The following is a 14151-nucleotide window of genomic DNA, read 5'->3' as shown; positions in this document are numbered from 1 at the left end:
AAGGGGCACTTCTCATGCCCCTTCTTGACTCGCTCTCGAGGATTTAATCGTCAGTTCATTCCTGAAGGCTCAGGGAGATCAACCCAATCCCAAGCTTGCGGCTATCGGTGTCGGTGGGAGTCGACGCGGCGGGCGCAACGATCTCGATGGTGTCTGAATTCTCGACCCCCTCGAAGGTCAGCTTCACGTCCTGGTCGATGTCCGGCAGGAGCACGAACGCCTGCTTCTGGCCGCCCGCTTGAACCACGATTTCCTTATTGGCATTGACGCCGAAGAAATCGCGCACCTTCAGGTTCAAGGTGAAACGCGGGGGCAGCGGCTGGGTAAAGCGGAGCTTCGCCGCTTGTCCCAGGTTGGTGTCCGTCCAGCGCCCCCAGCCTTCGGGCCCAGAAATCCCCGTCACCTCCGTCACGAAGTCCGGATAGCCCGGTCGTGCGAAGTCGATGCCCTCTGCCAAAGTCACCGTGTAACGCGGCTCGAGCGACGGCAGCGCGGGTGCCGGGGCAGCAGCCGGGGGCGCCGCCGCTTCGGCTGGAGAGGACGGCGCTTTCGCGTCGGGAGTCGGCGCCGAGTCGCATCCGACGACGGCGACGGTGGAAATGGCCGCAAGCAAGAGCGGGGCGAGGAAGCGGGAATGACGCATCGGTACTACTCCTTGGTTTTAATCTGAGTGTGTGGGTTCAATGCGAACCGAACCAGCGGGGAAATAATCGCCGCAATAGTGACTTGCGAACTCGGCCATTCCAACGGAGGGCCGCCAACAAGGTCCTGGCACTGGTCTCCCGGGCGAACCACACCGGGCGCGCCGTTTCGTCTAGCCGGCTTCGGGTGACCGTGTAAGCGTAACTGGTGAGCCAGCTATCTGGAACCTCGCCGGTTCTGCGAAGCAGCATCTCGTTTATTTCCCGGTGCACTGCTATCGAAGAGCTCATCGTCTTGTTATCGGGATACATCCTCGAACCGGCCAGCTTCCGCGGGAGATAGGCAAACATTGCCCCGCCCATTCCCAGGCGCAGCCAGTACTCGTAGTCCATGCAGTAATGCAGGGTCTCGTCCAGTGGCCCGAATCGCTCCACCGCTCGGCGCCGGAAGAACACAGCCGGTTGACAAAGGAAGCACCCCTCTTGGAGTCGGCCCAGGTCCCATGGACGCGTGGGATAGGCCTCGTAAGGACGGCCCTCTGCGTCGATGTGGTCGGCCTGCCCGTAGACAACGTCTACCTCGGGATGCCGGGCGAAGTACTGCAGTACGGCGGCGATGGCACCCGGGTAGTAGACGTCATCGGAGTTGAGCCATCCGATGATGTCCCCTGTGCTGCCCTCGATACCCTTGTTCACGGCGTGGGCCTGGCCCCTGTCGGGCTCGGACACCCAGCGAAGATCCCCCGCATGGCCCCGGAGTATCCCGATCGTGGCGTCGTCGCTGCCCCCGTCTATCACAACGTGTTCGAGGCCAGGGATGTCCTGCGCTGCAACGCTCCTCAGCGTCTGCCCGATGAAGCGCCCCTGGTTCAGCGAGGGGGTGACAACACTGACTTTCACGTCACCCTCTCCGCTTGCCGTTGTCCGAGAGGAGCCTCGGGGCTCAAGCCAACACGGCAATCCATCGCAGCCACAGATCGGGATGAATTGTTTCCCAGCCGACGATCTTCAACAGGCGCGGATTGAACCCCGCTGCCTTGGCGGGAGCATGGACTCGCGACATGAAGGTGTCCGGTGAATAGTGTCGCCCGAAGCGGTTCTGCCATTCGGGAATCACGCAATAGTGATCCGCGGCGCCATCCCAGCCGATCTCCTTTCTCTTCTCTTCGCTGAGTTCGCCCGTGATGTTGCAGTGAGCTTCGTTGAGATACAGCGGAAGAATCACGCAGACACCACCTTCCTTCAAGACACGGCGGCATTCCACTACGAAGCGCGAATCCACGCCGCCCTCGAAGTGTTCGAAGGTGCAATGCAGCGTCATGAAATCCACGGATCTGTCGGGCAGAGGAATCTGGTCGGCACTGCTGCCAATTCGGAATTCGTGAACGCCTGCGGGGTAGTCGAGGTCCTGCTGATAGCACTCGACCCCGTAGACTCGGCGAATGATCGCAGGAAAAACCGATTGGCAACTGCCCACATCGACTGCTGTCATTCCCTTCTTGGGGTTGATCAGCAGCAGGCTCAGATAGTGTTCCAGCGTTTTCTCCAACAGGCAGTGCTCGAGCGGCCCGTTGTAAATGGCGTAGTCACCTTGGTAATCAGCCAAGTGCCGCCACGCGTGGTACGACGTCGACACGGTTGACACATCAAGATCCTGGACGTCCGCGCCAAGCTCCTTTAGGCGGGCTTCAATGCGATCCTGGGCTGGGCGACTGTTGTCCAGGCGCTGCCACCCTGTTTGCTGGAATACCGGCTGATTCATTTTACCCCGCCTCTATCGGAACTCTATGCCATGGAATCTGAGGGACAGCTGCCGGTCATCATTCACGCCGAGCAGCTCACTGGGAACGAAGTGGTGTCCGCTTGTCACCTGCATGGTAATCGGCTTTCCACGCCATGGGCTCACCTCGGCGCAGAGCTCGAACACGCCAGGAACTGTCGCGACCGTCTGGGCTGCCACCTCTCCATCGACCTTCAGCTCCACCCCGAAGCCGTCATGACCGGCCTGAGGAACATGCTCAAGCAGGCAATGTAGCTTGGTGGCGTGGGCAGGAACGTCGATCTGGTTGAGGAACGAAGGCCCGATCCATCCATCGGGGTGCTGGCCATGGAACGCCGTGTCCCTTGCCACAATGCGCCCCAACAGGCCTGGGACCCGCCCGGACAGCCATCCGTACAACAGCCGGTCCCTCGCCATCCTGGGCGAGTACCAGCATGTCTGGAGGAAACTGATGGCGGCAGATCCAAACCGGCGATCGCGAAAGGCCTGCTCCGCCCTGCGCGCATGGTGCCGCGCGTGATCATGGAATTGGTGGGTATACATCCAATGCGACAGTTCCAACCTCCAACGAAGGGGGGAGAACCAGCTGCCCCAATGCTTGCGACTGACGCCAATGGACAATGCAAGCACTTCCGCCTCGCTCCGCTGGGACGACTTGGAGTCGTCGTGCATTCGGTAGGTGCTGAACAGTTCGTCGATACGCTCGAAGCGGTAGTGGCGGCTGATCCGGCAGAACAGGTCGTAGTCCAGCGCATGGTGCTCGTTCACGTCGAGCCAGCCCACCTTGTCAGTGACAGCCTTGTGCCAGAAGACCGAGGGCTGTGGGATCGTGTTGTACCCACGTTTCCAGATCGCCAGTTGCTCGAAATGGGAGATGTACTCCGCCGGGTGCTCCACGCCCACGTACTTGGAATTCTCGCCCGTGAACAGGCTGCGACCCATCACGACGTAACGGTTTCGCGCCGGATCGATTTCAGCCGCGACCCTGCGTAACACTCCCGGGAAAAGGGTGTCGTCGGAGTTCAAGAAGCCCAGGATCGACCCGGTCGCGCGCGCAAAGCCTCGATTGATGGCATCGGCCTGACCTGCGTCCTTTTCCACATGCAACTGGAAGGTGGCCGGGAACCGCCGCACGAAATCTTCCGCGATCGACACCGAGTCATCCGTCGAGCAGCCGTCCTGGATCACCACCTGCAGGTTGGGGTACTCCTGATCGACAAGGCTTTGGAGCGTCTCAGCAAGGAAATGACCCTGGTTGTAGGAAGGAACTACAACGGAAATGGATGGAAGGTTGCTCATCGGGCTACACCGTAAAGTTCTTCGTAGACACGCTGGTAGATCGAGAGGGTCTGGACGGCACTGCGCCGCGCCGCGAACAGATGCCGTCTGGCAACGGCCGCTGCACTCAGCTGGTCGCACAGGTCATTCCTGGTCGCCACGGCAGCCAAGGCATCGGAAATGGCATCGACGTCCATCGGATCGAACGTCAACGCAGCCGCCCCCGCAATCTCGGGCAGCGACGTGGCATTGGAACAGAGCACCGGTTTGCCTGCGATGATGGCCTCGGCGACGGGCATCCCATATCCCTCGAACAGCGAAGGAAACACAAGGGCCCTGCATCCTTGGAACAGCGCTCGTATTTCCAGCGGGGAGCGATAGCCCAAGTGCACGACCCGGTCCTGAAGGCCACGCTCCCGTATCAACATGGCTGCAGGATGATCATCAGGGAACGCGCGTCCGGTCAGGACAAGCTTCAAATCCTTCGGCATGCGTGCCAGCGCCCGGGAGAAGGCATCCACGAGCCGGGCATGGTTCTTGTGCGGCCAGCAGTGCGCCGGGAAGAACAGGAAAGGAGTGGATATCTCCATCCGCGCCAATATCGCCTCCCTCCGATCACGAGACAGCGCATCCCACACGTTGCGGCTCGGGACGATCCATACCGTGCTCATTTTCTCCAGCGGAATACCGTACTGGCGGTGCACGTCCTGCCGGGTGAACTCCGAGATACAGATGATGTGCGACGCACGGTCCGCCGACGACCGGTACAGGCGCTCCCGCTCTTCGAACTCCGCGGGCGTAAAAAACTCAGGGTAATGCAGGTGCTGCAGGTCGTTGATGGTGAGAATTCCTGGAAAACCCTGCACGTCCGGGTGGGTGTATCCCGCAACGGAGTGAACCAGATCGAAATCGAGGCGCTTGTAATTCGCCAAGTTGCGCATCGCGCCGTTCAGCACGGGAGATTCGCCTACGCTCTCCGCCAATCCGTTCACCAGCAGGGAACGAAGAGCTTCCCGCTCGTGCTCGATCGCGTCGGAATAGTGGCGCCGTACGTTGAAGCCGGAGGGGAAATCCCACTCACAGCAGGCGCTGCGCGGCGCATACAGGCGGTATTGATTGCGGCGGTCCAGTTGCGAGATCGCCGACACAAGCTCGTAGGTCGCCTGCTCGATCCCGCCCGCGTGGCCCAATTGCATCCAGCGCAGGTCGTACATCAACCTGTACGGCTTCGATGACTTTATCGACACCGCGCGATCGACCAGTGCACGGAAAGCCGGAGATGCGGCGGAGACCGAATTGCGCGACTCCACGTATTCCTTCGCGGAGTCCACCAGATCCCGCGCGTGCTGGGGATCGGACAACACCATCGCGAGTCGGTCGGCCAGTTCCGCCGGGGCGTCGGCAAGGAAGCAGTGCTTGTCATTCACTGCCCCTGTGCCCTCGGCCGCCATCGTGGTGCAAACGACGGGAAGGCGCATGGACCAAGCTTCGAATATCTTCTGGCGTACGCCCCCGCCATAACGCATGGGAACGACGAACGCCGAGGCGTTCCAGAAATACGGACGGATGTCGGGGACGTTAGAGTGCAACTCGCAGTGCGGCCCGTTTGCCATCGCTTCGACGACGGCGTGCGCCGGCATCATCCCAACCGCCTGGAACGTCGCATCCGGCACCCGCTCGAGAACGAGTGGCCATATGTTGCGAACGAAATGCAGCAGCGCGTCGACATTGGGCGGGTGCGCGAGGTGCCCGGTGAAAAGGACCACCTTGCGGGAATCCTTCACCCATTCCGCTGGCGCCGGCGTGTAATAGCCGGTGTCAACGGGAATCGGGGCCACGCCACTCTGCGCGCGGATTCGAAAAAGGCCCTCAGCGCGCTGCTGATCCAGTTCCGAGACGAAGCCAATGACGTCCGCACACTCAGTGACGCGCTGCTCCTGATCGTGCACAACCCGCGCATGCAATCGGGTGGACCGGGCATCATTTCCCGCCTGTTGCGCCCGCGCGAGGTAGTCACCCCGCACGTCGTGGAAATACACGACCTTCCCCCCCATGGACGGGAGGTAGTCGAACCAGGGCTCGATGCTCGTCTGGATGAGGACTACGGCATGCCAATGGGCGCCACTCACGGCCTCCAGCAAATGCGGGGCGCAGTTGGCCAGGATGGCAATCTTCTCCGCGGCATCATCAGGGCGACCGTTGATGCCAATCATCCGCCTGTACGCCCACCGACGTATGCGTCCTGGCACCTTCCAAACCCATGAGCGCAGTCGCGCGGGCGGCAGGTCCGCGAGCATCCCCGCCACCGGCGCCGCAGCACGTGGCCAGAAATAGGACGCTGTCAGGAAGGACTCAAGATTTGCCACCCCCTCTTTGGGGAAGCTGTCGTAACACGGCGCCACCACGGCCACGCGGTACCGCTCGGCGAGGTGCCGGAGGTTGAAGTAATCGACTCCCATTTTTCCCGGGAAGTACGGCAAGTCCGTCGTAAGCACCAGGACGCTTGGCTGCAACACGTCACCTTCCCGCATCACAGGGCCCTAATCAGCTTTCCGAGTTTCCACCACAGGCGTGAGGAAAGGACACCCATCGCCTCGTCGCGAAGTCGAATCTCATCGCGGAGCGAGGCCCCCGCACTTTCCAACCCCGCGATTTTCTCGTCCGTTACCGTGCGCAACTCTCGGTTCCTCTCTTCTGACAGCGTCAATTCCGCCAAGCACGCTTCATGCCGACCGTGCAGGGTAGACAGTTCCAATGACAACTCCTGCGCGGCTTCCCTCGAATCCGCCAGCTCGACTTGGAGTTGCTGCAAACGCTGCAACTGGGCGTGCACCTGTGCCTGCAGGCCAGAGATCGTGTTTCCTTGGGACTCGATCACCTCCAGCCGTGCTTCCCGGTCAGCCTCGGATGCGGCGAACTGTGACTTCACAGACTCCAGCTCCAAAGCGAGCAGGCTCGTCGAACTCCTGGCTGAGGCCAGTTCCTCGTGAGCCTGCTGCAGCTCCCGCACTCGTTCGTGCAACACCCCTTCAAGGCGGGATAGCTTGTCGCCCTGGGCCTCGATCACCCTCAGACGTGCTTCCCGGTCGGTTTCGGACGCTGCAAACTGCTGCTTCAGAGACTCCAGCTCCAGAGCGAGCAGGCTCGCGGAGTTCTTGGCAGAGGCGATTTCCTCATAGGTTCGGTGCAGTTCCCGTAGGCGCTCGTCAAACGCCTGCTCGAGCCGGGAGAGCTTGCTGCCTTGGGCCTCGATCACCTCCAGCCTCGCCGCTCTGTCTTCCTCGGCCGCCTGGAGCCTATGCTTCAACGAGTCACGCTCCGCCGCGAGCGCGCTCGCGTGTTGTGCCAGCTCGTTGTCCTGTAGGCGCAGCGCTGCGGCGCCCTCCTCATGCAACTTACGCAGAAGTTCTGAAACCTGTGCGCCTTGCGACTCAATCACCGCTCCCCGCGCGTCGCGATCCGCTTCCAGCTCACGATACTTGCCGAGCAGATCCGCGAACTGGGCCTCAGCAAGATTCCGGGCATTTGCGAGCTCATCCGCTCGTACATACTGCTCTTCCAGCCGTTGGTCGCGCGCCTGGATCTCAGCTTCAAGCACGGGAGCCGCGTCGAAGCGGTCCTTCATGTCCAGAAGCGCCAACGCAACCCGGGCTTGCGGAATCGCCAGCATTGCCTGCTCGACCTGTTGCTGGCTATTGGGTAGCAGCGATTGCTTACCCACTGCAAGAAACATGTCGTAATGCGCGAATATTGCCGGCTCGAAGGCCACGTGCCGGGCCCCAAGCCTATGGAAGAACTCGGTTACCGACCGCCGGCTGAAAAGATAGATGTGCTCCTCCGCCTTCAGCTGGCTGAGGAACGGTGAGTTCTCGGAAGTGAGCCGGTCGAAGTCCATCCCCTCCTGGAACTCGGGTGTCTGTATTAACAGAAGCCCGTTGTCCCTCAGCAGTTTCAGGCAGCGCGCCATGGTCGATGCCGGATCGGGCAAATGCTCGAGCACATCCATCATGGCGATGACGTCCAGGGAACCGGGCTGCATGTCGATCGCCTCAATGGGCCCAACCTGCACCTCGATCCCGAAAGTCCGCTGTGCAAAACCAACAACCCAGGGGCTCATTTCCACGCCACTCGCGGAGAACCCCGCCTGCTTCATCAATGCAACGAAGCTTCCATGGGCGCAACCCAGTTCCACCACCCGTGCAGGAGGCAGCCGATACTTCAACAGTGCCTTCAGCCAATGCAGGTTTCGCTCTGGCAGATCGGAGCGGGTCCTTGCATAGATATCCGGGTAGTCGAGATCCGCCTGCTGGTGCTGCAGCCAATACTGCTTGCCATAGAACGACGTGTTGTCGTCGTCGACCGCCAAGTCGGAAACCGAAAGCTGCTTGCGAAGCACCAAGGTCCCGCATTCTCGGCATTCGGCGTAGTCCGGGCCGAACGGGACCAGGCCGGCGTTTCCGCACCAACAGGCCAAAGGGGACGCGTCGCCCATCTCACCACCAGCAACGGATGCCGGCGGGCGGGAAGCCATCTTTGCGGAATTCTTGCTCACGCGCGACCACTGCCCATGGGCTTGCGGACCAGGAACACGGCACCGCTGGATTCACTCCAATCCTGCTCCATTTCCATCAGTCCGGCGAGCACCGTCTTGAAGCCCTTGGGAAAAGCCGCATTGTCCGCGAGGAAGGGGTGGATGATGTCGCCCAGCTCGCCGCTACCGGCTCGCCTGACGTGCCACAGGCCATCCATTGCCAGGAAGAAGCCGCTGTTGATCTTGGGCAACAACGGGACATGAACCTCGCAAACCATGCCGGCTGCTTCGAATCTTCGCTCCCATTCCTGGACCGACAGCGGGTTGACCAGGTGATGGAAGTCGAAGAAGTCCCGGGTCAGCGCGCGCGAAGCGTCCTCATGCCCGGCGGCAGCAACCAGGTTTGGCAACAGGTTCCAATGTAAGAAGCGATCCGTGACGACGCTGCAAAGCAGCGCTCCCCCGGGCTTCAGGCAACGGGCGACCTCCGCCAGTACCGCATCCAGGTGGTCCATGTGCTCGAGGGAGCAGTTTGCGAATACGTGGTCGAACGAGGCATCGGGCTCAGGAACCTCATGCGCATTCGCAACGTGTACGTTTGCGTAGACACCACTCCGCACCCCGGCATCGGCGACGCCCTCGTCTCGCTCGACACCCACGACCTCACCCACATGCGGCCAAACGAGGCGGAAATAGCGTCCATCCCCGCAGCCCAAGTCCAGCACCCTGCCGTCCAGTTCGAAATTGCGGTACGCCGCGTACTCCCATGCCCGCCAATGGCTCATCGGCGGAACGTAAGGATAGAGCGCGGTGACGGCGTCGTAGCCTTCCAGCACCGCTGGGGCAGTCAGCACCCTCTCGTCCATCATCGACTCCGTCTTCACATCCTTGGCCTCGACTCCCGCTGGGGTCAACATCAGCGGATTCCCACGCGAATACCACCCGGCAGATCGGCAACTCCGTGATGGGTAAGGTAGGTGATGCCGTTGCGAGACGCCATTCGGATTGAAAAGCTGCCTATGTTCGCGATGTGGCAGACCCGATGGACGAATTCCATTTCCGCTTCGTAGGGCCTATGGTCGCGGGAATTCCAGTCAGCCGGGCTGGCGGCTGCCAAGCCGATCTCGAATGTGTATTCGCCCGCGGCAAGATCGAGTCTTACTTGCTGGTGGCATGCGACCACAGTGCTCCGGGCATTGGTGGGTGCAACGTCATCCGGATACTGCAGGCTGTTCTTGCCGTGAACGATGACACCACGCTCGTTGGTGATGGTCATGCCGCAGATCGGCACGCCAATGTCGCCATCGACTTCAAACTCGTAGTAGAACGTAGCCGTCTCGCCCTGTTGGAAGTTGCTCCTGGGCCGGCCGCTCTCGTCCAGCAACGCCACGCCGCGACAGCGCGCCCGGCCTGTTCCCACCTGGACCTTGTCGCTGATGTCGAGGAATGCCTCCGGAACGGGGCGGTCCTGGACATCTATCTGCGTTACCTCTGTTTCCGGGGCGGGAGCAGTGCTGTCGACTACCCTCTGGGCGGCGGGCTGGTGCAGCAAGTAATAGTGCTTGGCCGCCTCGGCTGCAGGCCCGACAAAACGCGCATGGCCATGGTCCAGGAGGATCGCCCGCTCGCAGAACTGTTCAATGTCCGGCATGGAGTGCGAAACCAAGAGGATCGCGGCACCGGCTTCGCGCAACTGCTGCAGTCGCGTATAGCACTTCTGGCGGAAGAACACGTCGCCGACGGTCAGCGCCTCGTCAATGACGATGACGGACGCATCGATGTGGGCCTGCACCGCGAACGCCAGGCGCATGAACATGCCGCTCGAATAGGTTTTTACCGGCTGCTCGATGAAGTCGCCGATCTCGGAAAATTCCACGATCTGCTGGTAGCGCGCACGGATCTCGTCGTCGGCCATTCCCAGGACCGCAGCGTTCATGAAGATGTTTTCCCGGCCACTGAATTCGGGATTGAACCCGGACCCAAGTTCCAGCAAGGCCGCGATCCGCCCGTTCGTCTGGATCGCGCCGGCGGTGGGCGAGAGGGTTCCGCAAATCAGCTGGAGCAATGTGGACTTGCCCGAACCGTTGCGCCCGATGATCCCCACTGTCTCGCCCGGCTTCACCGTGAGCGACACGTTCCGCAGCGCCCAGAATTCGCGGAAATACACATCGGCCGGCATGCCCAGCGCGCGTCGGGCCCGGGGGTACAGCGCCTGCTTCAAACGATCGCTCGGCTTTTCATACACGTGATAGCACTTGGATACGTCATCCACCACGATGGCGTATTCCTCTGCGTGGGAGGACTGTGGCCGTGCAGCGGCGATGCGGTCCGGCAGGGTTTCGGCCGAAGGGTCAAACGACATCTGCAAACCCTCGTCGGCTGCGCTGGAACCACGCGAATCCAAGCCATGCCACCGCAAGGCAGCCCGCGAGCATCAATCCCCAACGCGGGAAATCCGGAATCGTTCCGAAGAGAAGCACGTTGCGACTTTCCTCAATGAAGTAGGTCAACGGGTTGAACTCGATCCAATGCCGGTATGCAACGGGAAGCGAAGACACCGGATAGAAAACGCCGGAAAGGAACAGCAGTGCCGTGGTAAACATGGTGGTGACTTGGGCCACATCCCGGATATAGACGCCCAGCGCGGACACGAACCAACTCAAGCCGAGCGTCGCCAAGGCCAGTGGAAGCAGGACTACCGGCAGGAGAACGACGGTCCAATGGAACTGCTGATGCAGCATCAGGTGCGCAAGGACCAACACGGCAACGCTGATGGCCGCATGGAACACGGCAGAAAGGAACGCCACCGTCGGCAGGATGTCGAGCGGAAAAATCACCTTCTTCACGTAGTTAGCGTTGGACAGCACCAACGTGGGAGCCCGATTTATGCATTCGGCGAACAGCCCATGGACGATCATGCCCACGAACAGCAACGACGCGAACTCGGACTTGCTGCTCCCGGGGCCGGACCATGCTGCCTTGAAGACCACCGAGAACACGAACGTATAGATCGCGAGCATCAGTAGCGGATTGAAGAAGGACCAGGCCAAGCCCAGGACCGAGCCGTTGTAACGACCGACGACTTCCCTGCTGGCCATCCTTACGATGAGGTGGCGGTGGGCCCACGTGCTGTTGATCATTTCGATTGGGCTCGTTGAATGCCCCGCATTTGGATTCATCATTTTTTCCACTCGCGCCATGCGGGCATGTCATCGTCCTGCATCTGGGTTGGCACTGGCCCCGCTGCGCGTTCAAGCCGGATGGTTTCCAGTCGATTGATCAGTTGTCGCGCGGTCGCCTCGGCCGACAGGGTCGCACGGACGTCCGCTGCCGCCTTGGAGCCAATCTTGCTGGCGAATTCGCGGTCATCGACCAGGCGGGCCATGTGCCGGGCGGCTTGCGTGATGTCCGGTGCCGCCCAGCGCTGGCCATCCGCGTGCGGATACTGTCCGTATTCCACCGGAATCAGCTGGCTGCCGACCGGGCAGCTGTTCGTCGAATCCATGAAGTCAATGTTGCCCGACCAGTTGGTCGCGATGACAGGCTTGCCGATCCACATGCATTCGGCCAGCCCCAGGCCGAAACCCTCGGCACGGTGCAGGGAAACGTAGGCATCGGCACAACGCTGCAACGCCCTGACGTGTGGTCGGTCTATGATGTCATCCCGCACGAGTATCCTCGGATCGAGGGCGACCGCGTCCACGAGTTGAGCAAACTGTTCGGGATAGCGGTGCCCGTTGCTGGACTTGACCAGCAAAGTCACATCTTGACGATCGACGGGGAAAGCGAGCTTGAACGCTTCAATGACGGCGAGCGGGTTCTTACGGTCCAGGCCCGAATTGAAATCGAACGAGGTCAGGAAGACGAAGCCCTCCTCAGGAAGGTCGAAGTCACGCCTTGACAATCCACTGTCGCGTAGCTCGCCCAATGGCAGCGGGACCCGATGGATCGGCTTGTCGGTGAAGGCGCGGAACGCCTTCTCGACGAACGAGGAGGCCACGAGGATTTCATCGACCTTGTCCACGGCGTCCCGCCATTCCTCAGGAATGGTCTCGAGCTCCCAGAACCAACAGCCGATGACGTAAGGGTTGCGATCATCGCCCTGTTGAATACGGGCCAGCGCGGCGTCGAGATAATCGGGATTGACGCACACCAAGTGGATCCCGTAGGGCATCCCCTTCCCCAAGCGGCGCTCCAGGCTGCGGTCATTCAGCCCGTGCGGCAACTCCAGTTCCATGTCCGAAAGTGCGACGGGGTAGCCGTGATCAATGAGCGCCTGCGCATACAGCCTCGCCGCCTCCCCCAACCCGAACTGGCCGCGAAAATAAGCGTGGATGTTCACGCCCCCCCCGGGGTGCCGGATTGCGGGAGGATCATCCTGGCCGCCCTGGGCCAACGCCTCGGCCGGCAGATCTGGAACGTCCCACGCCGGCGTGCGCGCAAACTGGGAGGCTCTGGATGCAGGCAACCGCAATGCCTGATGGACACCCGCCCGCCAACCTCGCGGAAACACCCCATATAGGGGGCGCAGCCACGCTTGCCTCTGCAGCCAAACCGACAGCTTGAGCAGTGACAATGCCGATTTGGACTCAATTCGGGAAAACATGGTCAAGAAGCGATCACTTCCCGGACGGAGGCGTGCGACAAGGCGGGCACCTCAAAAGTCCAAGGCGTGGGTCAAATCATTCTGGAGGTCCCCGACCTCTTCGACTCCCACACTCAGCCGCACCAGATTCTCGCTGATGCCCAGCTCCGCGCGCCTTGCCTCGGGGACAGAAGCATGCGTCATCACCGCCGGAAGGTTCACGAGGCTCTCGACCCCGCCCAACGACTCCGCTAGCGCGAACAGTCGCGTGCGTTCACAAAAGCGTCTGGCAGCCTCGGCGCCACCCTTCACATAAATCGATACCATTCCGCCTGCTCCGGCCATTTGGCGCTTGGCCAAGGCGTGCTGCGGATGGGACGAAAGCCCGGGATACAGAACCTTTTCGATGGCCGGATGCCCGTCCAGCCACTCCGCCAACGCCATCGCATTCTCGCAATGCGCCTTCATCCGCAGATGCAGCGTCTTCAACCCCCGCAGCGCCAGGAAGCTGTCAAACGGCCCCTGCACGCCGCCGACCGCGTTCTGCAGGAACGCCATCTTCTCGGCCAGCTCAACGTCGTCACCCACCACGGCCATGCCGCCGACGATGTCGGAGTGGCCGTTGAGGTACTTCGTGGCCGAGTGCATGACGATGTGGGCGCCCAATTCCAGCGGCCGCTGGATGATCGGCGAGCAGAAGGTGTTGTCCACCACGACGATCAGCCCGCGCCTGCGCGCCACCGCCGCGATCTGCTCGATGTCGACCAGCTTGAGCAGCGGGTTGGTGGGCGTCTCGATCCAGACCAGCTTGGTCTCGGGGCGGATCGCCGCTTCGAAGGCGGCTACGTCGCTCAGGTCGACCCAGCTGAAATCCAGCCCCGCCGAACGGCGACGCACCCGCTCGAACAGGCGGTACGTGCCGCCATACACGTCGTCCATGGCAATGACGTGGCTGCCGGCATCCAGCAGTTCGAGGATGGTGGAGGTCGCCGCCAGGCCGGAGGCGAAGGCGAAGCCGCGGGTGCCGCCTTCCAGCGCCGCCACGCAGCGCTCATAGGCGAAGCGGGTCGGGTTGTGGCTGCGCGAGTATTCGAAGCCCTGGTGCACGCCCGGGCTGGACTGCACGTAGGTGGACGTCGCGTAGATCGGGGTCATCACTGCACCGGTGCTCGGATCCGGCGCCTGTCCGGCATGGATCGCGAGGGTCCCCAGACCCGGCTTGTGGGTGGTGTTTCCCGACGACGGTTCGGCCATGGCGATGCTCCCTGCGCCCACGGTGGGCGACCGGCAATTCTAGCATCGGCTGTGCGCTGGCCCTCCCGTCAACCTTGGCGAA

Annotated in this window: 11 protein-coding genes; all 11 read right to left on the bottom strand. The window is 61.7% G+C overall.

Annotated features, from left to right (window positions below; all coding sequences use genetic code 11):
• Positions 1-55: 55 nt before the first annotated feature.
• Genes AC3ARF_RS02085 through AC3ARF_RS02035 form a run of 11 tightly spaced genes read right to left on the bottom strand, consistent with a single transcriptional unit; the run spans position 56 to position 14069 of the window.
• Positions 56-643, bottom strand: a complete 588-nt coding sequence (locus AC3ARF_RS02085; protein ID WP_498929843.1) for a DUF7024 domain-containing protein — start codon at positions 641-643, stop codon at positions 56-58.
• A gap of 37 nt (positions 644-680) precedes the next feature.
• The gene (locus tag AC3ARF_RS02080; RefSeq protein ID WP_498929841.1) at positions 681-1541 is read right to left on the bottom strand and encodes a glycosyltransferase family 2 protein; all 861 of its coding nucleotides are present in this window, start codon (positions 1539-1541) and stop codon (positions 681-683) included.
• A gap of 43 nt (positions 1542-1584) precedes the next feature.
• A complete protein-coding gene (locus tag AC3ARF_RS02075; RefSeq protein WP_498929840.1) occupies positions 1585-2403 on the bottom strand; it encodes a methyltransferase domain-containing protein in 819 nt (272 codons plus the stop codon).
• Between the two features lie 12 nt (positions 2404-2415).
• Positions 2416-3720 carry a glycosyltransferase family 2 protein gene (locus AC3ARF_RS02070; RefSeq protein WP_498929838.1) on the bottom strand — a complete coding sequence of 435 codons (1305 nt, stop codon included), beginning with the start codon at positions 3718-3720 and terminating at the stop codon, positions 2416-2418.
• The gene (locus AC3ARF_RS02065) at positions 3717-6215 is read right to left on the bottom strand and encodes a glycosyltransferase (RefSeq protein WP_498929836.1); all 2499 of its coding nucleotides are present in this window, start codon (positions 6213-6215) and stop codon (positions 3717-3719) included. The genes AC3ARF_RS02070 and AC3ARF_RS02065 overlap by 4 nt, the downstream gene beginning before the upstream one ends.
• Before the next feature lie 14 nt (positions 6216-6229).
• The gene (locus AC3ARF_RS02060; protein ID WP_498929835.1) at positions 6230-8251 is read right to left on the bottom strand and encodes a methyltransferase domain-containing protein; all 2022 of its coding nucleotides are present in this window, start codon (positions 8249-8251) and stop codon (positions 6230-6232) included.
• On the bottom strand, positions 8248-9147 hold the full coding sequence (locus tag AC3ARF_RS02055; RefSeq protein WP_498929833.1) for a class I SAM-dependent methyltransferase: 900 nt from the start codon (positions 9145-9147) through the stop codon (positions 8248-8250). Before AC3ARF_RS02055 ends, AC3ARF_RS02060 begins: the two co-directional genes overlap by 4 nt.
• Positions 9147-10592, bottom strand: coding sequence for an ABC transporter ATP-binding protein (locus tag AC3ARF_RS02050; RefSeq protein WP_498929831.1), 1446 nt, complete (start codon positions 10590-10592; stop codon positions 9147-9149). The genes AC3ARF_RS02055 and AC3ARF_RS02050 overlap by 1 nt, the downstream gene beginning before the upstream one ends.
• Positions 10582-11370: an ABC transporter permease gene (locus AC3ARF_RS02045; RefSeq protein ID WP_498929828.1), complete on the bottom strand. Its 789-nt coding sequence runs from the start codon at positions 11368-11370 to the stop codon at positions 10582-10584. The genes AC3ARF_RS02050 and AC3ARF_RS02045 overlap by 11 nt, the downstream gene beginning before the upstream one ends.
• 38 nt (positions 11371-11408) lie before the next feature.
• Positions 11409-12836: a glycosyltransferase family 4 protein gene (locus AC3ARF_RS02040; RefSeq protein WP_498931950.1), complete on the bottom strand. Its 1428-nt coding sequence runs from the start codon at positions 12834-12836 to the stop codon at positions 11409-11411.
• Between the two features lie 51 nt (positions 12837-12887).
• Entirely contained in the window at positions 12888-14069 is a 1182-nt protein-coding gene (locus AC3ARF_RS02035; RefSeq protein ID WP_498929826.1) for a cystathionine gamma-synthase, read from the bottom strand.
• Positions 14070-14151 lie beyond the last annotated feature (82 nt).

The sequence above is a fragment of the Lysobacter sp. KACC 24251 genome, from assembly GCF_057747755.1.
The sequence above is the reverse complement of the archived record's forward strand: the minus strand, read 5'-3'. Positions and strand labels throughout refer to the sequence as shown.

Bases quoted from the DNA above. Each gene is read 5' to 3' on its own strand.
- AC3ARF_RS02085 (WP_498929843.1), bottom strand. From the start codon at position 643: ATGCGTCATTCCCGCTTCCTCGCCCCGCTCTTGCTTGCGGCCATTTCC.
- AC3ARF_RS02075 (WP_498929840.1), bottom strand. From the start codon at position 2,403: ATGAATCAGCCGGTATTCCAGCAAACAGGGTGGCAGCGCCTGGACAAC.
- AC3ARF_RS02070 (WP_498929838.1), bottom strand. From the start codon at position 3,720: ATGAGCAACCTTCCATCCATTTCCGTTGTAGTTCCTTCCTACAACCAG.
- AC3ARF_RS02055 (WP_498929833.1), bottom strand. From the start codon at position 9,147: ATGTTGACCCCAGCGGGAGTCGAGGCCAAGGATGTGAAGACGGAGTCG.
- AC3ARF_RS02050 (WP_498929831.1), bottom strand. From the start codon at position 10,592: ATGTCGTTTGACCCTTCGGCCGAAACCCTGCCGGACCGCATCGCCGCT.
- AC3ARF_RS02045 (WP_498929828.1), bottom strand. From the start codon at position 11,370: ATGATCAACAGCACGTGGGCCCACCGCCACCTCATCGTAAGGATGGCC.
- AC3ARF_RS02040 (WP_498931950.1), bottom strand. From the start codon at position 12,836: ATGTTTTCCCGAATTGAGTCCAAATCGGCATTGTCACTGCTCAAGCTG.
- AC3ARF_RS02035 (WP_498929826.1), bottom strand. From the start codon at position 14,069: ATGGCCGAACCGTCGTCGGGAAACACCACCCACAAGCCGGGTCTGGGG.